The sequence below is a fragment of the Pseudonocardia alaniniphila genome (assembly GCF_022524485.1).
In the GTDB taxonomy this organism is placed as follows: Bacteria; Actinomycetota; Actinomycetes; order Mycobacteriales; family Pseudonocardiaceae; genus Pseudonocardia; species Pseudonocardia alaniniphila.
This window is the reverse complement of the sequence record NZ_JAKXMK010000061.1, coordinates 1-20,670: the sequence shown is the minus strand read 5'-3', so window position 1 is coordinate 20,670 and position 20,670 is coordinate 1. Positions and strand designations below refer to the sequence as shown.

19 protein-coding genes and 1 pseudogene are annotated in these 20,670 nt (G+C 71.9%); 14 read left to right on the top strand and 6 right to left on the bottom strand.

The window, feature by feature from the left end; translation table 11 throughout:
- Positions 1 to 36 precede the first annotated feature (36 nt).
- The 4 genes and pseudogenes from MMF94_RS41745 (at position 37) to MMF94_RS43945 (ending at position 2,611) form a co-directional block, all read left to right on the top strand.
- On the top strand, positions 37 to 873 hold the full coding sequence (locus tag MMF94_RS41745) for an ABC transporter substrate-binding protein (RefSeq protein WP_241043045.1): 837 nt from the start codon (positions 37 to 39) through the stop codon (positions 871 to 873).
- A complete protein-coding gene (locus tag MMF94_RS41740) occupies positions 873 to 1,577 on the top strand; it encodes an ABC transporter permease (protein WP_241043044.1) in 705 nt (234 codons plus the stop codon). Before MMF94_RS41745 ends, MMF94_RS41740 begins: the two co-directional genes overlap by 1 nt.
- A 53-nt stretch (positions 1,578 to 1,630) precedes the next feature.
- Positions 1,631 to 2,047 (top strand): annotated as a pseudogene (locus tag MMF94_RS43950) (ATP-binding cassette domain-containing protein); the annotation flags it as partial.
- Entirely contained in the window at positions 2,033 to 2,611 is a 579-nt protein-coding gene (locus MMF94_RS43945) for a TOBE domain-containing protein (protein ID WP_420852509.1), read from the top strand. The pseudogene MMF94_RS43950 and the gene MMF94_RS43945, both read left to right, overlap by 15 nt.
- A 145-nt stretch (positions 2,612 to 2,756) precedes the next feature.
- On the opposite strand, the gene MMF94_RS41730 is transcribed toward MMF94_RS43945, so the two are convergent.
- Positions 2,757 to 3,632 carry an oxidoreductase gene (locus MMF94_RS41730; RefSeq protein ID WP_241043042.1) on the bottom strand — a complete coding sequence of 292 codons (876 nt, stop codon included), beginning with the start codon at positions 3,630 to 3,632 and terminating at the stop codon, positions 2,757 to 2,759.
- A gap of 110 nt (positions 3,633 to 3,742) precedes the next feature.
- On the opposite strand from MMF94_RS41730, the gene MMF94_RS41725 reads away from it, so the two are divergent.
- Positions 3,743 to 4,621: a LysR family transcriptional regulator gene (locus tag MMF94_RS41725; protein WP_241043041.1), complete on the top strand. Its 879-nt coding sequence runs from the start codon at positions 3,743 to 3,745 to the stop codon at positions 4,619 to 4,621.
- On the opposite strand, the gene MMF94_RS41720 is transcribed toward MMF94_RS41725, so the two are convergent.
- Both MMF94_RS41720 and MMF94_RS41715 read right to left on the bottom strand, forming a co-directional pair.
- Positions 4,574 to 5,872: an RNA polymerase sigma factor gene (locus tag MMF94_RS41720; protein WP_241043040.1), complete on the bottom strand. Its 1,299-nt coding sequence runs from the start codon at positions 5,870 to 5,872 to the stop codon at positions 4,574 to 4,576. The genes MMF94_RS41725 and MMF94_RS41720 overlap by 48 nt on opposite strands.
- Complete coding sequence (locus tag MMF94_RS41715) at positions 5,873 to 6,241, bottom strand: YciI family protein (RefSeq protein ID WP_241043039.1); 369 nt, start codon at positions 6,239 to 6,241, stop codon at positions 5,873 to 5,875.
- Positions 6,242 to 6,394: 153 nt separating this feature from the next.
- Between MMF94_RS41715 and MMF94_RS41710 the strand changes: the two genes are divergently transcribed.
- On the top strand, positions 6,395 to 6,979 hold the full coding sequence (locus MMF94_RS41710; protein WP_241043038.1) for a TIGR03086 family metal-binding protein: 585 nt from the start codon (positions 6,395 to 6,397) through the stop codon (positions 6,977 to 6,979).
- A 181-nt stretch (positions 6,980 to 7,160) separates the two neighbouring features.
- Complete coding sequence (locus MMF94_RS41705; protein ID WP_241043037.1) at positions 7,161 to 8,771, top strand: phytoene desaturase family protein; 1,611 nt, start codon at positions 7,161 to 7,163, stop codon at positions 8,769 to 8,771.
- A 12-nt stretch (positions 8,772 to 8,783) separates the two neighbouring features.
- On the opposite strand, the gene MMF94_RS41700 is transcribed toward MMF94_RS41705, so the two are convergent.
- Entirely contained in the window at positions 8,784 to 10,601 is a 1,818-nt protein-coding gene (locus tag MMF94_RS41700) for a hypothetical protein (protein WP_241043036.1), read from the bottom strand.
- 489 nt (positions 10,602 to 11,090) lie between these two features.
- On the opposite strand from MMF94_RS41700, the gene MMF94_RS41695 reads away from it, so the two are divergent.
- Positions 11,091 to 11,897: an SDR family NAD(P)-dependent oxidoreductase gene (locus MMF94_RS41695; RefSeq protein ID WP_241043035.1), complete on the top strand. Its 807-nt coding sequence runs from the start codon at positions 11,091 to 11,093 to the stop codon at positions 11,895 to 11,897.
- 18 nt (positions 11,898 to 11,915) lie between these two features.
- Here MMF94_RS41695 and MMF94_RS41690 read toward each other — a convergent pair whose 3' ends face one another.
- The gene (locus MMF94_RS41690; RefSeq protein WP_241043034.1) at positions 11,916 to 13,061 is read right to left on the bottom strand and encodes a hypothetical protein; all 1,146 of its coding nucleotides are present in this window, start codon (positions 13,059 to 13,061) and stop codon (positions 11,916 to 11,918) included.
- A 506-nt stretch (positions 13,062 to 13,567) separates the two neighbouring features.
- Here MMF94_RS41690 and MMF94_RS41685 point away from each other — a divergent pair.
- The 6 genes from MMF94_RS41685 to MMF94_RS41660 all read left to right on the top strand — a co-directional run bounded on the left by MMF94_RS41685 (position 13,568) and on the right by MMF94_RS41660 (position 19,756).
- Positions 13,568 to 14,494: an LCP family protein gene (locus MMF94_RS41685; RefSeq protein ID WP_241043033.1), complete on the top strand. Its 927-nt coding sequence runs from the start codon at positions 13,568 to 13,570 to the stop codon at positions 14,492 to 14,494.
- A 54-nt stretch (positions 14,495 to 14,548) separates the two neighbouring features.
- Complete coding sequence (locus MMF94_RS41680; protein WP_241043032.1) at positions 14,549 to 15,244, top strand: TetR/AcrR family transcriptional regulator; 696 nt, start codon at positions 14,549 to 14,551, stop codon at positions 15,242 to 15,244.
- A 158-nt stretch (positions 15,245 to 15,402) separates the two neighbouring features.
- Complete coding sequence (locus MMF94_RS41675; protein ID WP_241043031.1) at positions 15,403 to 15,744, top strand: MmoB/DmpM family protein; 342 nt, start codon at positions 15,403 to 15,405, stop codon at positions 15,742 to 15,744.
- A 220-nt stretch (positions 15,745 to 15,964) separates the two neighbouring features.
- Positions 15,965 to 18,043: an alpha-glucuronidase gene (locus tag MMF94_RS41670; RefSeq protein ID WP_241043030.1), complete on the top strand. Its 2,079-nt coding sequence runs from the start codon at positions 15,965 to 15,967 to the stop codon at positions 18,041 to 18,043.
- Positions 18,030 to 18,842, top strand: coding sequence for an alpha/beta fold hydrolase (locus MMF94_RS41665; RefSeq protein WP_338104441.1), 813 nt, complete (start codon positions 18,030 to 18,032; stop codon positions 18,840 to 18,842). Before MMF94_RS41670 ends, MMF94_RS41665 begins: the two co-directional genes overlap by 14 nt.
- 419 nt (positions 18,843 to 19,261) lie before the next feature.
- Positions 19,262 to 19,756, top strand: coding sequence for a hypothetical protein (locus MMF94_RS41660; RefSeq protein ID WP_241043029.1), 495 nt, complete (start codon positions 19,262 to 19,264; stop codon positions 19,754 to 19,756).
- A 111-nt stretch (positions 19,757 to 19,867) separates the two neighbouring features.
- On the opposite strand, the gene MMF94_RS41655 is transcribed toward MMF94_RS41660, so the two are convergent.
- The coding region (locus MMF94_RS41655; protein WP_241043028.1) for an MFS transporter at positions 19,868 to 20,670 on the bottom strand (803 nt) is incomplete at its 5' end.

Below are 20,670 nucleotides of genomic sequence, written 5' to 3'. Positions count from 1 at the left end.
CGTGACAGCCTATTCTCCCGAGCTGTGCTACCACAGATGCGAGCAGCCAGGTGGGCCGTCGCAGTACTCGCGTTCGTCCTTCTGACTGCATGCGGAGGTGGTGCGGCGGGGCCGTCGGCGGAACGGTCGCTGATACTCGCCACCACCACGAGCACTCAGGATTCCGGTCTGCTCGACGACCTGCTCCCGGCGTTCACGGCCGACACGGGCTGGCAGGTCAAGACGGTCGCGGTCGGTAGCGGACAGGCGATCGAACTGGGCCGTCGCGGCGAGGCCGACGTGCTGTTGGTGCACTCGCCCGACGCGGAGAAGAAGTTCGTCGCGGAGGGCACGGCCGGGCGGCGGCTGCTCGTCATGCACAACGACTTCGTGCTGGTCGGACCGGATGCCGACCCGGCAGGCATCCGTGGCGTGGGCGTCGCGGATGCGATGAAGCGGATCGCTGATTCCGGGTCCGTCTTCGTCGCGCGCGGCGACGACTCCGGCACGGCCGCCCGTGAGAAGACGCTCTGGCAACAGGCCGGAGTGACCCCCGCAGGCGACTGGTACCAGGAGACGGGCCAGGGCATGGGAGCGACCCTGCGGGTGGCTGCCGAGAAGAATGGATACACGCTGTCCGACCGGGCGACGTACCTCAGCCAGCCCGACGGGCTGACGCTCCTCAACGAGGGCGACCCCGGACTGCTCAACGTCTACCACGTGATCGAGATGACGACGAAGGCAGGCGATCGGGTGCAGCCCGAGGCAGGCGCCGCCTTCGCGGACTGGATCACGGGACCGGCGGCACAGCAGCGGATCGGCGAGTTCGGCCGTGCGCAGTTCGGCCAGCCCTTGTTCGTGCCCGACGCAGGCAAGCCCGAACCGGTGCCCTGATGGACGTGCTGGTCGGCGGGTTCGTGGAGGCCGTGCGGCTGTTGCTCAGCGGCGACGCGGCTACCTGGGAGATCACCGGCCTGACGCTGCGGATCTCGCTGACCGCCACCCTGATCGCCGCCCTCGTCGGCGTGCCCGTCGGTGCTGCTGTGGCGCTCACGTCGTTCCGTGGCCGCCGCGTCGTGCTCGCCGCGGCCAACACCGGAATGGGGCTCCCGCCCGTCGTCGTCGGACTGTTCGTCACCGTGCTGTTGTGGCGCAGCGGGCCACTCGGAGCGTTCGGACTGCTGTACACGCCAACGGCGATGATCATCGCGCAGGCGGCGATCGCGACCCCGATCGTCGTGGCGCTGGTGGCGGCGGCGGTACAGCAGGTGGACCCCGATTTCCTCGTGCAGATGCAGGGGCTCGGTGCCACCCGGGTCAGGGCGCTCGCCGCCCTGCTCGGTGAGGCCCGGCTTCCGCTGCTCGCTGCGGCGATGGCCGCGTTCGGCGCCGTCGTCAGCGAGGTCGGTGCTGCGCAGATGGTGGGCGGCAACATCGCCGGGGAGACCCGCGTGCTCACCACTGCGGCGGTGCTCGCCACGAGCCGTGGACAGTTCTCCCTGGCTATCGCGTTCGGCCTGATCCTGCTGGCGATCGCGTTCGTGGTGAACCTGGTCCTCACTCTCGTCGGGCAGCGCCAGTCGGTCGCGGTCCGATGACGTCGCGGATCGGGTGCCGGGATCTGCGGGTGCACGCACACGGCCGCGAGCTGTTGCACGTGGACCGGCTCGACGTCGCCGCGGGCACGGCACTCGCGGTGCTCGGCCCGAACGGCGCCGGCAAGTCGACGCTGCTGCGGGCACTGGCGCGGCTGGGCCGTCACCACGTCAGCGGGGACGTGCTGCTCGACGGCCGGCCGGTCGGGGCGCGGGAGCTACGCGGTGCGGTCGCGGCGGTTCTGCAGCGCCCGATCCTGCGCCGGGGCACGGTGGCGGTCAACGCCGCGGCCGGGCTGCGGCTGCGCGGCGTCGGCCGCTCGGAGGCCGCTCGGCGCTCGGCTCCCTGGCTCGACGCGTTCGGGGTCGGGAACCTCGGCGACCGCGACGCGCGCACCTTGTCGGGCGGCGAGGCGCAACGGGTGGCGCTGGCTCGCGCGCTGGCCGTTGCGCCGCGAGTGCTGCTGCTCGACGAGCCGTTCGCGGGGCTGGATGCCACCACACGCACGGACCTGCTCGCCGACCTGCATGCGGTGCTCGACGGCCTCGACACCGCGACCGTGCTCGTCACCCACGACCGGCACGAGGCACGGGCGCTCGCCCCCGAGACCGCGCTGCTCGTGGCCGGCCGGATCCGCCAGCTCGGACCGACCGACCACGTGCTCGACCGTCCTGCCGACGCCGCCTGCGCGCGGCTCGTCGGGTTCACCAACCTGATTCCGCCCGCCGTCACGGGCCGGTCCGTGCTGCTGGCCGCGCGCCCGGAGGCGTGCCGGGTGTCGGCGGAGCAGCCCAGCGGCGACGCACTCGCGGTGCGCGGCACCGTGCGCCGGATCGTTCCGCTCGGCGGCGGTACCCGGGTGGACGTCGACACGGCGGCGGGCACCCTCGCCTGCCTCGGCCCGGGCGGAGACGGGTTCGCCCCGGGCCGGGCTGTCGTGGTGACGGTGCCGGAGGCGGACGTCCGGGCGCTCGCGGCTGACGAACCGGCACGGGGTGTCTGCGCCGATCCGGCCGACGTGGTGGCGTCGAGGTAGGGCCTTCACGGTCAGGTCCGGCGTGGCCCCGTCCGCTCCGCACGGGATCGTTCCGCCGCGACGACCGAGGGGATTCGCACGCCGCCGATAACGGCCGTGTCGTCGCAGCTCAGGCCGAGCAGTAGTCCGGAGCGGCGCCCGGGCGTCACCCGTCGATGTCGGTGCCGCGGCTGACCGGCTCCCACTTCTGGAACTCGGCGCGGCCGTCGTCGAGGTGCTTCGCGATGGCGTCGGCGGCGTCGTTGCCCAGCGGGAGCCGCAGCGGCGGCTGTTCGGCGTCGAGGGCGCCCAGGATGGCGGCGGCCGCCTTCGCGGGGTCGCCGGGCTGCTTGCCGTCGCTTGCAGGGAGCGCGTCGCGGAACGGGCCGACGACGTGGTCGTAGGCCGGGAGGGCGCCGGATCGGTAGAGGGCGTCCCCGCCGGCGAAGCCCGTGCGGAACGCACCCGGCTCGACGATCAGCACCCGGATCCCGAACCGGGCGACCTCGGCTGCGAGCGCCTCGGACAGCCCTTCCAGCGCGAACTTCCCCGCCGAGTAGGCGGACACGCCGGGGAACGAGAGTCGGCCGCCCATGCTGCTCATCTGCACGACGGCGCCCGAGCCCTGGCGGCGCATGTGCGGGAGCACCGCGCGGGTGAGCGCGGCCGGGCCGAACAGGTGCAGCTCCATGACGTCGCGCAACTCCTGGTCGGTGGTCTCCTCGACGGCGCCGATGATGCCGCGCCCGGCGTTGTTGACCAGCACGTCGATGCGCCCGTACCAGAGCACGACCTCGGCGACGACGTCGGTGATCGCCGCGATGTCGGTGACGTCGAGCCGGACGGCGACCGCGCGGCCGGGGTGAGCGGCCACGAGGTCGTCGAGCGCGGACGGGCGGCGGGCCGCGGCCACGACGGTGTCGCCGGCCGCCAGCGCCGCCTCGGCGATCGCCCGGCCGAAGCCGGAGGACGCGCCGGTGATCAGCCACACGCGGCCGCTCGCCTCGTGGACGGGGGCCGGGTCGGCGCTGCTGATGCTCATTCGGGTTTCTCCTCGGTCTTGCGTTGCCTGCCCCCTTTGTCGCAACCACTGGTACCCGGCGTCCAAGACACAACGTCACCGCAGCCATAAAGGGCACTTATGATCGCTGCGTGGAGCTGCGCCAGCTGCGGTACCTCGTGGCGATCGCCGACTCCGGCAACGTCGGACGCGCGGCCGCGGCGCTGTACGTCAGCCAGCCCGCGGTGTCGTACGCGCTGAAAGGCCTCGAGACGGAGCTCGGGGTGCGGCTGTTCGACCGCCACCGCGCAGGCGTCAGCCTCACCGCGGCCGGACGCGATGTCCTGGCCGAGGCGCGGCGCACCCTGCAGCACGCCGATCGAGTGGTGGCAGCCGCCGAACGGCACCGGCGCGGGGAGACCGGGGTGCTGCGCGTCGGCTTCGAGGCCAGCGGAGCGGGCGAGCTCACCACCAGGGCGCGCGCCGAGTTCGCCCGGCGGCATCGGGGTGTGCGCGTCGAGCCGAAGCGGTTCGACTGGGGGCAGGAGGCAGCCGCACTGCGGGACGGTCGGGTGGACGTGGCATTCCTCTGGCTGCCGGCCGATGTCACCGGCATGCACGCCGAGGTGGTGCACACCGAACAGCGGGTCGTCGGCCTGCCCACCGGGCATCGGCTCGCCGGACGCGAGGGTGTCTCGGTGCTCGAGGTCGGGGACGAGCCGCTCCTGTGGACCGAGCGGGCGCCGCGGGAGTGGGTGGACTGGTGGGCGGTCAACCCCCGGCCGGACGGGTCCGCCCCGCGCTGGGGACCGACCAACGACAACGTCGAGGAGATGCTGGAGCAGGTGGCCGAAGGAACGGCGATCTGCTTCGCGCCGGTGAGCATGGCCCGGTACTACGCGCGTCCCGACCTGGTCTGGGTGCCGCTCACCGACGTCGAGCCGCTGCGGGTGGCGCTCGCCTGGGTGGAGGGCGAGGACAGCTCACTGGTGCGTGGGTTCGCCGTCGTCGTCCGCGAGCTCGCCGGGTGATCGGTCACCGAGGTCGCGCAGGCGGGTGTCCAGGAAGCGGCGTTCGGCCTGGTTTCCTGCCAGTTCCCTGGCCAGCCGATAGGCCGCCACGGCTTCGGCCACCCGCTCCTGCCGGCGCAGCAGGTCGCCACGTGCGGCGTGGAAGAGGCGATAGCGCTCCAGGCCCCGGATCCCGTCCAGCAGTTCCAGCCCTCGTTGCGGACCCTCGACCATCGCGACCGCGACCGCCCGGTTGAGCGCCACCACCGGCGACGGGTGGCGCCGCTGCAGCTCGTCGTAGAGCGCGACGATCTGGGGCCACTCGGTCTCGGCCGCCGCTCCCGCCGCCGCGTGCACCGCGGCGATGGCCGCCTGCAGCTGGTAGGGCCCGGGCCGGCCACGTCGCAGCGCGGTGTCGACGAGGGCGAGACCTTCGTCGATCTCGGCGCGGTCCCACCGGCTGCGGTCCTGGTCGTCGAGCAGCACGAGCTCACCGTCCGGGCCGGCGCGTGCGGCACGCCGTGAGTCCTGCAGCAGCATCAGCGCGACGAGACCGAGCGGCTCGGGTTCGTCGGGCATGAGCGTGGCGAGCATCTTGCCCAGCCGGATCGCCTCGGCGGTGAGATCCGGCCGGAGCAGGTCGGCACCCGTTGTGGCGAGGTAGCCCTCGGTGAAGACCAGGTAGATGACGGCGAGCGCGGCGGCCAGCCGGTCGGGGAGCGCGGCGTCGTCCGGCACGGCGAAGCGGATCCCCGCATCGCGGATCTTGCGTTTGGCCCGCACCAGTCGCTGGGCCATCGTCGCCTCGCCGACGAGGAACGCCCGCGCGATCTGGGCCGCGCTGAGTCCGGCGACGGCCTGCAGAGTCAGGGCGACGCGCACCTCGGGGCCCAGCGCCGGGTGGCAGCAGGTGAACAGCAGGCTGAGCCGGTCGTCGCCCACGCGGGACAGGCCGTCGGGCAGCAGGTCCGGCAGCTCGTCCACGGCGCTCGCCCCGTCCCCGGCCGCCCGCGCGACCTGCTCGTACTTGGCCGCTCCGACGCCGGCCCGGCGGATGCGGTCCAGGGCGGCGCGGCGAGCCACGGTCACGAGCCACGCCACGGGATCACGTGGCACGCCGTCGACCGGCCACCGGCCGAGCGCGGTGACTGCCGCATCCGACAGCGCGTCCTCCGCGAGCTCGAAGTCGCCCAGCCCGCGGATCAGCGCGGCGAGCACGCGGGCCCGCTCGGTGCGAAAGACCCGATCGAGTACGTCGCCGGCCTCGGACACCTACCCGGACACCTGCGCGGACGCGGGCTCGAGCTCCAGGATCGGCCGCACCTCGATCGAGCCCTCCGCGGCCATCGGGCAGAGCGCGGCGTAGCGGAGTGCCTCGTCGAGGTCGGTGCAGTCGAGGATGAAGTACCCGCCGAGATGCTCGGCCGTCTCGGCGAAGGGCCCGTCCGTCATCAGCGTCTCCCCGTCGCGCACGCGGACGGTCGTCGCCGTGTCCGTGGTGTGCAGCGGATCCGCCGCCAGCAGCACTCCGTCCTGCGCGCACTTCTGCGTGAAGGCGCGGACGGCGGCGATCTTGTCGGCGTGCGCCGGGGTGTTCCAGTCCGGTCGTTCGCAGCCGTAGATCAACAGCATGTAGCGCATCGCATCCTCCCCGTGAGCGTCGCGGTCCACCGGACGGTAGCCGCATCCCGAGGACGAACAGCGTTCCGGAAAATCGACACCCTGCGGATGTCGATTCCTGTCTCTCCCGTTCGTCCTCGCGGTGTTCGATTCCCCGACCCCGAGGAGCAACGGGTGAACACCACGGACCGCTACGCGCGTGCCCAGGACGGCTTCGACCGGATCGTGGCCGCGATCGCGCCCGAGCGCTGGGACGATCCGTCCGCCTGCACGGAGTGGAGTGCCCGTGACGTGCTCGGTCACGTCGTGTGGGGCCAGGACATGGTGCGGCATGTCGCCACCGGAGCGCCCTTCGCGTCGCAGACCGGGGCGCCGGGGGCACCGAACCCGGGGCAGCTGATCGGTCCGGACCCGCTCGGCACCTGGCGTGCGGCGCGCGCCGCCGCCGACGCCGTCCTGACGCCGGACGCGCTCGCCCGTGTCATCTCGACACGGGCGTTCGGCGAGATCCCCATCGAGGGGTTCCTGATGGCGCTGACCACCGACTTCCTGGCGCACACCTGGGACATCGGCCACCCGGCCGGGCTCGACGTCCGGCTCGATCCCGATCTCGTCTCCGGCTGTTTCACCTGGTCGCGGCAGTTCGAGATGCGTGTGCCGGGCGGGATCGGTCCCGAGATCACCCCTGCTCCCGGTGCGGACGAGCAGGCGCGATTCCTCGCCTACCTCGGCCGGGACGCGGCGGCACTCGTCACCTGAGCCGAGCCGGCGGATGTGACGCACACAACGACCCCGACTGCGCCCCGGGAAACGGGTCACTGGCGGGCAGAAGTCGTTCGCGGGCAGCTCACCTGAGCGCCTCGGCCGCCCGGGCCGAGCCGGATGAGGCTCCGGACACCCCTGCGATGCCGGTTGGTGCGCGGCGGCCGATAGTTGGCCCATGCCCACCCTCGTCACCGACGCGGTCGTGATCGGCGGCGGTCACCACGGTCTGGTGGCCGCCGCCGTGCTCGCGGATGCGGGCTGGGACGTGTGCGTGCTGGAGTCCGCGGACGTGGTCGGGGGCGCCGTCCGCTCCGCGCGGCTGCACCCGGACTTCATCACCGACCTGTTCAGCGCGTTCTACCCGCTCTCGGCCGCATCGCCCGTCCTGCGCGCACTGGAGCTCGAGCGCCACGGACTGCGCTGGGCGCACGCACCGAACGTGCTGGCCCACCCCCCGCGCCCGGACGGCGGGCCGGCCGCGGTCCTGCACCGCGACCGCGAACAGACGGCGGCCGGGCTGGCCGTGCACGACCCGCGTGACGGGGAGGCGTGGCTGCGGCTGTGCCGCCAATGGGACCAGGTCGGCGACGCGTTCCTCCGCTCGCTGTTCACGGCGTTCCCGCCGGTGCGCGGGCCGCTGCAGCTGCTGCGCCGGATCGGCACCGCGGATGCCCTGCGGCTGGCCCGCTTCCTGGCGTTGCCGGCGGGGCGGATGGGGGAGGAGCTCTTCGCGTCCGAGCAGGCCCGGTTGTTGCTCGCGGGCAACGCCGTGCACGGCGACACACCCCCGGACGCCACGGTGAGCGGGGTGTTCGGCTGGCTGCTCGCCATGCTGGGCCAGCAGTACGGGTTCCCCGTCCCGGCCGGTGGCGCGGGTGAGCTGGCCGCGGCTCTGCATCGCCGCGCCGCGGCCGCGGGTGCCGACGTGCGCACCGGGGAGCACGTCGAGCGGATCGATGTGCGTGCCGGTCGCGCCGTAGCGGTGCACACGGCCGGCGGACTCACGGTGCGGGCCCGCCGCGCGGTCGTGGCCGACGTCGCCGCGCCGGCCCTCTACGGACACCTGCTCGATCCCGGAGTGCTGCCCTCGCGGTTGCTCGCCGACCTGCAACGCTTCGTGTGGGACACCCCGGTCGTGAAGGTCAACTGGGCACTCGCCGGCCCGATCCCGTGGCGGTCGCCGGACGTCGCCGGGGCCGGCACCGTGCACCTGGGCGCCGACGTGCGTGGCCTGTTGCGATGGTCGGCCGACATCGAGTCGGGCACGGTCCCGGCGTCACCGTTCGTGCTGCTGGGACAGATGACCACCACCGACCCGTCGCGCTCACCCGCCGGCACGGAGAGCGCGTGGGCCTACACCCATCTCCCTCGCGGGGTGGCCCACGACGCGGCGGCCGACGAGCTCGCCGGCCGGGTGGATGCGGTGCTGGAGAAGTTCGCGCCGGGGTTCGGCGACCGCGTGCTCCATCGCGTGGTGCAGCGGCCGCGCCACCTGCAGGACGCCGACCCGAACCTCGTCGACGGCGCGGTGAACAGTGGCACAGCGCAGCTGTTCCAGCAGTTGGTGTTCCGTCCGGTGCCCGGGCTGGGGCGGGCCGAGACGGTGATCGACGGGCTGTACCTGGGCAGTGCCTCCGCACATCCGGGCGGCGGGGTGCACGGGGTCTGCGGCTGGCTGGCGGCGAGGGCCGCCCTCGGCGAGCACGGGGCGTTCGGCGCGCTGCGCCGCCGCGTCACCTCCGCGGCGCTGGAGCTGCTCTACCGCGACCCGCGGCCACGGCCGTAGGGCGGTGATCTCTCATCCGCGGCCCAGCATCTTGTTCAGGGCCGAGCCGACGGCATTGCGCTTCCCGCCTCCGGACGAGCTCTTCTTCGAACCGCCGGAGGCGGTGCCGGACGCATTCTCGGAACGGATCGAGCCCTTGTCCGAACGTGTCGGGCCCTTGTCGGAGTCGCCGGTCCGCTTCTCGGCGCGCGAGCTGCGTTTGCCTGATCCCTCCTGTGAACGCCCGGAGCCGGTGAGGGCGCCCAGGGTGTCGCCGACCGCGCCGAGGACGGGCTTGTCGGCGCGTTTGCCGGTGGAGCGGGGCTTGGATGCGTCCTTTTTCTGTGCGCGCTTGCCTCCGGTGAGGCTGCCGACGGTGTCGCCGAGGGTGGGCTTGTCGGCGCGCTTGCTGGTTCCGCGGGGTTCGGGTGCCTCCTTCGAGCGGTTGCTCCCGGTGAGGGAGCCGAGGGTGTCGCCGACGGCCCCGAGGGTTCGCTTCTCGGCCCGTGCGGTCGTCGTGCGGGACTCGGGGGTGTCCTGTGAGCGGCCGGCGCCGGTCAACGAGCCGAGCGTCTCGCCCACCCCGCCGACGGTCTGGCCGACCACATCGGTCGCAGTGCTCACCACGCCCGTGCCGACCTGCTCGACGGTGCCCACCACCGCGGTCGTGGTGTCGCTCACGGCCGCTCCGGGCTTGCTCACGTCGACCTTCAGCTGCGGCACCTGCACCTCGGACAGCTTCACGTCGGGCAGCGGTACCCGTACCGGGCCGAGCTCGACGTCGGGTGTGACCAGCTTCGTGCCGGACAGCGCGACCCCCGGCACGGCGACCTGCGGCGCGGCGTCGCGGGACAGGGTGGTGCCTCCGCCCGTGAGCTGCACGTCGGGCAGCCCGACCTCGGTCCGCGACAGCCGCGCGGGGCCCGCCTCCACCTCCGACACACCGACGTCCGGGGTGATCAGAGCGGTGTCGGAGACCGTGGCCCGGATGCTCCCGTCCCCGCCCGACAGCCTCACGTCCGGAGTTCGGACCTCGCCGGCAGACACCGTGACCTGCGGCGTGCGGATACCGCCTCCACCGGGACCGCCCTCCTGGCCACCGCCCGGGAGGCCCGGGATGACACCGCCCGGTATCCGGATCCCTGGCGTACCGAGGTCCGGGAGCGGAATGCCGCCACCGGGCCCGCCCTCCGCGCCCCCGCCTCCGGGCGTGGTGATGACGGGACCGCCGGTCCCCGATCCGCCACCCGGGAGGAAGCCGGCAGGCGCCGCGTCCCCGCCAACGCCACCTTCCGCTGCGCCGGCCCCTGCCGCGAGCTGCCCGCCGCGGCCGTCGAACGGGTCGAACGGATCGGGCGCGGCGCCGAGGCCGTCGAACACGCCGGTAACGGGCCCGACGCCCGGCTGCGGCAGGACGAACGGGCTGGGGTCCACCAGCGCGGCCGGAGCGAACGCCCGCTCGACGGTGAACGCGAAGTTCTTCGACCCGTCGGACTGCCTGCCCGTCGCCGGGCCGTCCCGCCGGATGTCATGGCCCAGGCCACCGTCCGCGAACTCGATGCCACCACCCGGAGCCCGCACCACCGTCTCGACCACCGCGGTCGCGAACATCGCACCGGCCGCGAAGAGCGCACCGGCGGCCGCGGTCGCCTTGCGCAGGCTGTGCCGCGGCGGAGGCGGCGGCTCGGCGGGAGGCCGGGAGTGCCCGCGCGGTTGGAGCCGCGGGTCCGCCGCGTGCGGACCGCGCAGCCCTTCCCGCCGCAGCAGGCTCGCCACCGAGATCGTCGCCGGCGCCCCGTAGTCCACCCCCGGGGGAGGTCCGGCCTGCCACTCGCCGCACCGGATGATCAATTCGTCGACGGAAACCGTTGTCGGGGATCCCTGATGATGTCGTGTGGGACGGCGGCGCGGTTCCACTCGAGGCCTCTCCGGTTGGTCGAGCTTGATGCAGCTGAGTTTCTGGGGGTGGGTTCGCTTTCCTACCCGCGTTCGTCACCTCCGTGCTAGGTGCCGTTCGTCCGCTCGTCGCGTCTCACCTGAACAGCGGAAATAACCGTTCGTCGCAGAATGACTACCGTTCGGCGTGGTGGTCTGACCGCTTCTCCAGCGGGTGTCCGCGCTGAACAGGCCGGACGTCGCGCGGGGTGTCGACCGGCTGCTCGCGACACGCCGACTGCCTCGGTTGCACGAGATGGCCCTGCGTGACGGACGGTGAGGGCCATTAGTGCGACATTCAGCAAGCACCCCGACCGACGCCTGTCCGCCGCCGACCCGCCGGGGCTGCGGTGTTCCAGGGGCCCCTGTGAGTGATCGGCTCGGATCCGACCGTAGAGTGCCGCCATGCCGACAGCGCTCGTCACTGGCGCGAGTCGTGGACTTGGCGCCGCCTTCGCCCACCGACTCGCCCGCGACGGATTCGATCTGGTTCTCGTCGCGCGCGATTCCGTCGGCCTGCAGCGGGTGGCCGGCGACGCGGCTCGCCTCGGGGTGGAGATCGAGGTCCTCACGGCCGATCTCGCCGACCCCACGGATCGGGCCGCGGTGGAGCGCAGGCTCGCCGACTCGCGGAGGCCTGTCGATCTCCTGGTGAACAACGCGAGCTTCGAGACCGGCGTCGACTTCCGGATCGCCGATCGCCGATCGTTGCAGACCGAGATCGATGTCAACGTCTCCGCCGTGATGCTCCTGACCCACGCCGTGCTGCCGGGCATGGTCGAACGTGGCCGGGGCTCGGTGGTGAACGTCGCGAGCTTCGCCGGGTACCTCTCGGCGTCCGGGTCGGCGCACTCGGCCACGAAGGCCTGGATGCTCGCCTTCACCGACACGGTCGAGGCATCGCTCGCCGGCACGGGAGTGCGCATGATCGCGCTCGTCCCCGGCCGGTTGCGCACCGGCAAGCACCGCGATCTGGAGCCTGCCGGCACGTCGATCATGTGGCTGGAGCCCGACGCGGTGGTGGACGTGTGCCTCGCCGATCTGGCGCGGGGGCGCACGGTGTCCACGCCCGGGTTGCTCTACAGCGCGGTGGTCCACACCCTCGAGACGCCCCGGCGCACACTGCGAGGGCTGGCGCGGATCGCGGGGCACCGTCGCGGGCAGATGCGCACCGTCGTCGCCGACCGGCAGCCGGAGACCTCGAAGCGCTGAGCCCGCCTGCGGGGCCGGTCACGTCCGGCCCAGCAGACGTCCCACTGCCGCCCCCGCCGACTCGGCGGCCTTGCGCACACGGTCGCGGCTGGTGCGCTCGTCGTCGCCTTGCCCCGAACGCTCGGCCTTGACGGCGCGCTCCCGCCGATCGGGCTCGCGAGGTGCGGGCACGCGGAGGGCGGAGGCGTCGCGCTCGCCGGCAAGGACGTCCCGCACGGCGGCTCGGGCGTTGCTCAGCGGTCCGCCGGGGGAGTCGGCCGTCGTCGCGTCCTCGCCCGACCTCGTGTGACGATGCGTGCCGTCGCGGTCGGCGTCCCGCCCTGCGATCCGGGTAGCTCCCGAGACAACCCGGGTGAGCCCTGCCGTCACCTCGGTGACGGCGACGTCGGGTGCGACCACGGTGACGTCGGCGATCTCGACCTCGACGCCGCCGTCCCGGGGACGGGAGATGGTGACCGCCGGGGCGCTGATCCGTCCCTCCGTGAGGTCGACCTGTGGCGTTTCGACAGGACCGATGATCGGCAGGTCCACCAGGACGGGTGCCGCCACCTCGACGGCGGGCGTGCGGACCTCGGGTAGCACGAGGGTGAGAATGGACGGCGCGCCGGCGCGGGGAGCGCTCGGGAAGATGGCCGAGCGGGTGACCGCGGCATCGCCGGCAGCCCGCTTGCCGAGAAAGTCCACAGCGAGGCCGGGCCCGGCACCGGAGATCGACCCGTCGCCGGACGCGCCCGGAGGGACCGGCCCGACGTGCTGCACCGCCGCGGTGAGCGCGATCGTCCGGTCCGGGCGTGCCGGTGCGGCGGCCTGCGCGCGGTCCACGGTGGCCTCGCTCGCAGTCAGGCCGCCGGGATCCGTGGCGAGGTCGAAATCTCCACGTGGGCTCGCCACCGTGTCCACCGCGGCGCTGCTGAAGACCGCACCGGCGGCGAACAAGGCGCCGGCCGCGGCTGCGGCCTTGCGGGCGTTGCGTCGAGACGGGCTGTGATGCTCGGGGGCGGGCCGGGAGTGTCCGCGCGGCTTGAGCGGCCGGTCGGCGGCATGGGGACCGCGGCCCTCTCGGCGCAGCAGGGCGGCCACCGAGATCGTCGTCTCCGGCCCGTACTCCACCTGCGAGAGCGCTGGGTGCTCCCGCTCGGAGCAGCGGACGACGAGCTCGGCCACCGAGACCGTGTTCGAGGATGCATGACGATGTCCGGACGGCCGGGCACGCAGTTCCACGCTCAGGGCCTTTCGCGGGGGCGGACGATCGAAGGTCGAGATCGCCTTCCTACCCGCGTTCGTCGTGCCCCGGCTAGTCGATCCCCGCTCGTCGGCCGCCTCTCACCTGAATAGCTGAGGTGACCCCTCAGCCCCTATTAGCCACCGCTCACCGATGAATTTCGCCGCGGAGTACGCCGTTCGGTATGTATCGGGAGTCGAACGGCCTATCCGCCTCTCAGCGCGTGATGACTATGCGTGGTTATCGCGCTGCCGCGCCCCGAATGGGGGATGACGCAAAGTCACCCCCCGATAGGGCCATCCGAGGATGGCCTGAAACGGGGAGCTGTAGCTGTCTCGATCGCTGTTTATGGCGTTGGTGCGCCTCTTTGGAGAGGTACGATACGAATCGTATCGGCAAGTCTCCTGATGCGGTAGTCCTCGAACCGGTCATGAACGGGAGTGCTTGTATGGCGAAATCGACGACCTCCCGGCGGCGCGGCGGCCGGATCTTGCAGTTCGCCGCACTGGGAGTTGCGTTGTTGTCAGGTCTCGTCGTCGCGTCGGTCTTCCTGCTGACCGAGCGGATCGCGGACAACATCGTCCGCATCCCGGCCTTCGACTCGCTCGCCGCGGGCGTCCGGCCGCCCGACACTGCCGCACTGACCGTCCTGCTGATCGGCGACGACACGCGGGTGGAGCCCTCGGCGCAGGGCGACGCCGTCCTGCTCGTGCAGCTCAGCGCCGACCGCGACCGCGCCACGATCGTCGCGCTGCCCGACGACAGCTGGGTCGAGATTCCCGGCAGGGGAGCCGGCACGATCGCCTCCGCCTACTCCGAGGACGATCCGAGCCCCCTCGTCGGCGCCGTCGAGCAGCTCACCGCCGTGCACATCGACCACGTCGCGACCGTCGACTTCGCCCGGTTCGGCCCCGTCGTCGACGCGACCCGCGGGATCGACCTTCCGCAGGCCGGTGGCCATCTCGACGGGGCGGCGGCGCTGGTCTACGTGCGGCCACAGTCCGACTCCGACCTCGGGCGGGCCGAGCGCCAGCAGGACGTCCTGCGTGCGGTGTTCGGAAAGCTCGCCTCCCCCACTCCCACCGACCCCCCGGCGTACTACGAACTGTTGGAGCAGCTCAGCCGGTCGCTGCGCCTGGACGCCACCATCAGCGATGGCAACCTGCGCTCCGTGGCTCTGATGGCCGCGTTCCGCCGCCCCGGTGTGATGTCGCTGGTGGCGCCGGTCGCGGATCGGGAGCGGTACGGCACGCAGTCGGTCGCGCATCTCGACCCCGTCCGGTCGGCGGAGCTGTGGACCGCTCTGCGCAGCGACGAGACGGCTGACTACGCGGCCCTGCATCCGCAGGACCTACTCGATGCGGCGAGCGGGTGAGCCTCCGCGCCGCCGTACGGCCGAAGCCGCCGCGGGCCCGCCACGGGGAGAACGGTGGGTCCCGCGAGACATCGGGCGCTCGATCGGGGCGCCAGGTGCGGTTATAGTCCCGCGAAGCAGAACGGGTGCACCGAGGAGGACACGATCGCGACCAGCAGCGAGCGAGAGGGACGCGCTGGTCGTCGACGGAGCCAGGAGTCGCACCAGGCGATCCTGGCCGCCACGCGTGAACTCCTCGAAGAAGTCGGTTACTTCCGGCTGACCGTCGAGGGCGTGGCGGCCAGGGCAGGCGTCGGCAAGACCACGGTGTATCGATGGTGGCCGTCGAAGAGCGCGCTCGTGCTCGAGGCGGTGGACGCCGAGCGGCCAGACCCCCCAGAGCCCACAGGTGATGTCCGGGCCGACATCCGCGCGGCCATGGAGGCCACCCGCGAGCGCCTGCGTCCCCCGTTGGTCACCACTCTCCTCGCGCTCGCGGGCGATCTCCTGCAGGACCCCTCGGGAGAGGCGGGGCATGCGGATCCGTTCGCTGCCGGGCGCAGCACGTTCGAGAGGATGATCGAGGACGCCGCCGCCCGCGGTGATCTCCCACCCGATGTCGATGCCGGACTCCTCCAGGACGTCTACGCCGGCACCCTCCTCTACCGCGTGCTGTGCCGTCGCCCCACGGACGATGTCGTCGACAAGTTGCTCACGCTTCTCCTCGACGGCAGCACCCCCCGCCGCTCCGTGGAGTCCGGTTCCATCTGAAGTGCGGTGCACCGCGCCCGGCAAGTGTGAGTGTGATTGCGCGGGCCTGTTATGTGTGCTTATCGTTGCTTTCTGGGTCGAATGGAACCCGGCACCTCGGACCCCGGTGAATCGAACGATGGATGGAAGCGGGGTCGAGCTCTGTGTCGACACACGTCGTGCATTCCGGCTTCAGCACGACCTCCGGCTTGGTCGGGCTCGTTCTCCGCGCCGGCGGCGGCCGCGTTGATCACGTCATATCCGCGTTCCGGGACGACAACTCGGGCGCCGACTTACGTGTTGTCGACCACGGCGATCTCGTGGAGATATGGGCGACCGGCTCCCTGTTGGTGACGGTGGACACGCTTCGCTGGCACCTCGGTCGCCGCTTCGGGATCGCGCAGCTGAAATCGATGCTCGTCGGGTCGACGGGAACGGTGAAACTCGATGGTGACCACCTCAAGGTGGTTTCGCAGGGTGGCCGTGCCGCCGCATTGGAATGGAGCGAAACCCGCCGCTAGGGCGAAAGCGGCCCACCCGCCGCTGTTTCGTCGCGGTGGGTGGTGGAGGCCCCTCCCGAACGGGTTGCCGTGATCGTGGCGAGCGCCGATCACCCGGGCATCCCGGGATGAGCGACGAGCGCGCCGGGCGCCACACTCATCGTGGACGCGGCTCGACGGCCGAGCCCGGCGGCGCCGGTGCGGGTCACCGCTCCGCTCCGCAACGACCACGGGAGAAGCGATGCGCTCTGGCCGCGCGGCGGGGACACACACCGGCACAAGCGACCCCTGCTGGCTCGGGCCTGCCACCACGGCGTTCCTGCGCGGGCGGCAAGTGAGCCTGCTGGCCGAGGGACCGATCGCGGACACCCTGCGCCTCGAGTTGGCAACGGCGGTCGGGCCCGCAGGCGCGGTCGGCGGCGATCCGTCCTGCGAGCCGGCGCTCGTGCTCGCCCGCCACGATCTGCTGGCGGGCGCTGTGGGTGTCACCGGACCTCTTCGCCGTGCCGCCGACGCGGCGGCCGGGCTCGGCGAGGAGGGCTTCGCCCTCGTCGGTGACGGAAGCACCGCCGCCGTCGTGGCGACGGGGGAGCGTGGCCTGCTCCACGGCTACTTCCACCTGCTGAGGAGCGCGGCCACCGCGGGCTCGCACGAGGTGCTGCCGACCCTGGAAACGGTGCAGGAACCGGCTCTGCCCGTGCGAATGATCAACCAGTGGGACAATACGAGCGCAGGTGACCACCTCGGCAGCGTCGAACGGGGCTATGCCGGCGACTCGATCTTCTTCAGTGACGGACGGATCGTGCAGGACCGTCGCCGCATCAGCGACTACGCGCGCCTGCTCGCCTCCGTGGGCATCAACGCCGTCTCGATCAACAACGTCAACGTGCACCCCGCAGCGGTGCGACTGCTGACCGACGGGCTTCCCGACGTGGCCGACGTCGCTCGCATCTTCCGGGGCTATGGGATCGCCACCTATCTGAGCGTCAGCTTCGCCTCCCCGATCGTCCTCGGGGACCTGCCGACCGCCGATCCGGGCGATGAGTCGGTGGTGGCCTGGTGGGCGGGCGTGGCCGAGGGCCTCTACCGCGAGATCCCCGACTTCGGCGGGTTCGTGGTCAAGGCCGACTCCGAGGGCCGGCCCGGCCCCTTCGACTACGGCCGCGACCACGTCGACGGGGCCAACCTGATCGCCGGTGCGTTGCGTCCCTTCGGCGGCAGGGTGTTCTGGCGCTGTTTCGTCTACGACCATCGGCAGGACTGGCGTGATCGCAGCACCGACCGTGCACGTGCCGCCTACGACCACTTCGCCGCACTGGACGGGCGCTTCGCCGACAACGTGGTGCTGCAGGTGAAGTGCGGGCCGATGGACTTCCAGGTTCGCGAGCCCGTCTCCCCGCTGGCACTGGCCATGGCGGAGACGAACACGGTGGTGGAGTTCCAGATCACCCAGGAGTACACGGGCCAGCAGATCGACCTGTGCTGCCTGCTGCCGCAGTGGCACGAGATCCTCACCTTCGACGTCAGTGGCGAGCAGCTGCCCGGCGACACCCTCGCCTCCGCACTGGCCCGGCGCGGACGTGTGACGGCATCCTCGGGGGTCTGCGCCGTGTCCAACGTCGGGGACGACGCGAACTGGACCGGCCACAAGCTCGCTCAGGCCAACCTCTACGGGTTCGGTCGCGTGGCATGGGACCCAGCGCTGTCAGCCCGTGAGGTCCTCGGCGAGTGGACCGCCCTGACCTTCCCCGACGCCACCGACCTGCACGAGACGCTGATCGAGCTCCAGATGGGCTCCTGGGGCACCTACGAGATGTACACCGCACCACTGGGCGTCGGGTGGATGGTGACGCCTCATACGCACTACGGGCCCGCAGTCGACGGCTACGAGTACTCGAAGTGGGGCACCTACCACTTCGCCGACCGCGACGGCCTCGGTGTGGATCGCACCGTGGCCACCGGCACCGGCTTCGCCGGGCAGTATCCGAAGGCGTGGGCGGAGCGCTACGAGCACGTGGAGACCTGTCCCGACGAACTCCTCCTGTTCTTCCACCACGTGCCGTACTCCCATCTGCTGCACAGCGGCACGACGGTCATCCAGCACATCTACGACACCCACGTCGAGGGGGCTCGGCGAGTGGTGGAGATGCGCGACCTCTGGCGCTCACTGGAGGGCCGCCTCGACGAGGCGTCGTGGACGAACGTGATGGAACGGCTGGAGCGGCAGGTGAACTCCGCCCGGGAGTGGCGCGACCAGGTCACCACCTACTTCTTCCGCAAGTCCGGTGTCCCCGACCGGAACGGTCGTGTCGTTCACTGAGACCGTGATGCTGCATGCGACGGCGCCGGACGGCGCCCGGATCGGGTTCGACACGGCTGGGGCGGGGGATCCGCTGGTCCTGCTCGCCGGACAGTCCAACTCCCGGCACTGGTGGGACTGGGTGCGGGCGGACTTCTCCGCGTCGTACACGACGATCGCGATCGACTGTCTGGGCACCGGCGACAGCGACAGCCCACCGCACGCGGAGTGGAGCACCCGCCGGTTCGCCCGCGACGTGATCGCCGTCCTCGACGAGCTGGGCGTCGGGCGTGCGCACGTGTACGGGACGTCGATGGGCGGGCGGGTCGCACAGTGGGTCGCGGCGGACCACCCGGACCGGGTCGGTGCGCTCGTACTCGGCTGCACCACCGGCGGCGGCGCCGGATCCGTCCCGGCCGACCCGGACGTCCTGCGTCCGCTGGGCGTGGCAGACACCGCAGGCGAGGCACTGATCGCGCTCATGGTGGGGCCGCAGTGGCGGTGGGGACACCCCGGTCGGCTCCCGGTGCTCGGGGACAACGGAATGACCGAGCGCGCTCGTCGCGAACACCGGCGGGCCAGCGCCCGTCACGATGCCTGGGATGCGCTTCCGGGGATCGTCGCCCCGACGCTCGTGCTGCACGGCACCGACGATCAATTGGCCCCGGCGGACAACGGGTCCCGGCTGGCCGCACGGATTCCGGGCGCGCACTTGTACCTGATCGAGGGCGCCCGGCATGCCTACTTCCTGGAACGCCGGGAGCAGGCGAGCGCCGCTGTTCTGCGGTTTCTCGCCGCGCACCCGCTCGCGCAGTTCTGATCGCCGGACGGTGACGTCGATCTGCACGGCGCATCTGGAGGCCGGCAACCAGGCCCCTGAGGGGCTGGGAGCCCATCATCATCACGCGCGGGAGCCCCCCTCCTCGCCCCTGCCGAACACACCGGCTCCGGTTGCCCGGCCCGTGACTTTTACCGGTGCGATCACCTCCGTGCAGCGCGACGGTCTCCGGGGCGGGGACCGGCCGGGATTCGACAAACGGATGGCGCTGATCGACTGGTCCCGGCCGCCCCGTCACCAAGATCACCGGTTCTCGAGCAATGCAATCAGAATCACGAGACATGAGATGGGCACTCGCTGGTAGAGGGGGTACAGCTTGCTCATACCATGGTCTGGCTGGCGGGCAGTGTGACGCTGACGCCGACTGACTGAACGCTACGGGTGATAACCGTCGAGGAGATATGGCAGAGACGAATGTGAGCAAGCTGCCCCTGTCGATTCAGGGTGAGCAGGGGGACGCAGCGGGCGGCTGGTTCCAGATGGACCAGGACGACGTCGACGCCTACGTCGACCGGTCGCCGGATGGTGTCCTGATCTGTCGCGAGCGTGGCCGTCACTGGTGGCCCACGATCCGCGAGGCCGGCATCGTGTTCTCCGATGTGGACGAATCGAGCGGCCTCTTCATCCGCAGGCTGGAGTGCAAGTCGTGCAATCTGGCCGTGCGAAAGGAGTGGTGGGAGGCGGTCCGGCGGGGCAAGGCCACGCGGTACTACCCGGTGACCTCCAGCCTCGAGTATCGAGAGGGCCCGGAGGGCGAGCGCTACCTCGGCCCGCAGGGCCGGGGCCACATGACCGCCCGCCAGGTGCGGGAGTCCTTGGCCTCCACCGTGCTGGCGGGGCAGAGCCCCGCGGCCATGCGAAAGGCGATCAAGCGGGAGAGGAACGCCGCCACGTAAGGCCGTCAACCATCCGCCGGCTCTCTGCAAAGCCGCCGAGCGGACAGAAAGCCTGCCGCCGACCGCGCACCCGTTACGCCCGGTCGGCGGCGTGCATGTGGGACCACCGCGTCACGGCACGGTGGTCAAATCGCGGCCGCGGGTCTCCGGTGACAGCACGATCGTCACCAGGGAAACGGCGATCAGCGCGATCACCCACCAGTAGAAAGCTGTGGTCTCGTGGCGCTGGTCGAAGTAGGCCTGGAGATAGGGCGCGGTGCCGCCGAACAGCGCGATGGCCAGCGAGTAGGGCACGCCGAAGCCCACGGCGCGGATGCCGGTGGGGAACATCTCCGCGAACAACGCAGGAGCGATGGCGGACGCGCCCGCCCCCAGTACCAGTGACACTCCCATTGCCACCAGCAACTGCCAGGCCTGGCCCTGGATCAGCCCTTCCAACGGGAAGAGCAGTACCCCGAGCGGCACCACGCTGATCACGAAGACCGCGCGGCGGCCGATCCGGTCCGAGAGCGCTCCCCACAGCGGCAGCACCAGGATGTACAGCACCGTGGCGGCGGTGGCGGCCCAGAGGGCGCCGGAGGGGTCGGTGCCGCGTTGCTGGATGGCGAATGGGGCTGCGGCGACCGCCCAGAGGTAGAAGGCGGCGGTGCCGCCTGCGGTGAGGCCGATGACGCGGAGCAGGAGTGTGGGATGGGCGAAGAATTGTCGTCGGATCGGGGTGCGTGGTGCGGTGGTGGTGTGGGTGTAGACGGGGGTTTCGGTCATGCGTGTGCGCATGACGATGGCGAAGAGTCCGATGAGGCCGCCGAGGAGGAAGGGGATGCGCCAGCCGTAGGTGGTCATGTCGGTGTGGGTGAGTTGGCTGGCGAGTAGGGCGGCGAGGATGGTGCCGGCGAGGGTGCCCAGGGAGCCGG

Excerpts from the sequence above, each read along its gene's own strand:
- MMF94_RS41745 (WP_241043045.1), top strand. The coding sequence starts at position 37 with ATGCGAGCAGCCAGGTGGGCCGTCGCAGTACTCGCGTTCGTCCTTCTG.
- MMF94_RS41740 (WP_241043044.1), top strand. The coding sequence starts at position 873 with ATGGACGTGCTGGTCGGCGGGTTCGTGGAGGCCGTGCGGCTGTTGCTC.
- MMF94_RS41730 (WP_241043042.1), bottom strand. The coding sequence starts at position 3,632 with ATGAGCATCAGCAGCGCCGACCCGGCCCCCGTCCACGAGGCGAGCGGC.
- MMF94_RS41715 (WP_241043039.1), bottom strand. The coding sequence starts at position 6,241 with ATGCGCTACATGCTGTTGATCTACGGCTGCGAACGACCGGACTGGAAC.
- MMF94_RS41705 (WP_241043037.1), top strand. The coding sequence starts at position 7,161 with ATGCCCACCCTCGTCACCGACGCGGTCGTGATCGGCGGCGGTCACCAC.
- MMF94_RS41695 (WP_241043035.1), top strand. The coding sequence starts at position 11,091 with ATGCCGACAGCGCTCGTCACTGGCGCGAGTCGTGGACTTGGCGCCGCC.
- MMF94_RS41685 (WP_241043033.1), top strand. The coding sequence starts at position 13,568 with ATGGCGAAATCGACGACCTCCCGGCGGCGCGGCGGCCGGATCTTGCAG.
- MMF94_RS41670 (WP_241043030.1), top strand. The coding sequence starts at position 15,965 with ATGCGCTCTGGCCGCGCGGCGGGGACACACACCGGCACAAGCGACCCC.
- MMF94_RS41660 (WP_241043029.1), top strand. The coding sequence starts at position 19,262 with ATGGCAGAGACGAATGTGAGCAAGCTGCCCCTGTCGATTCAGGGTGAG.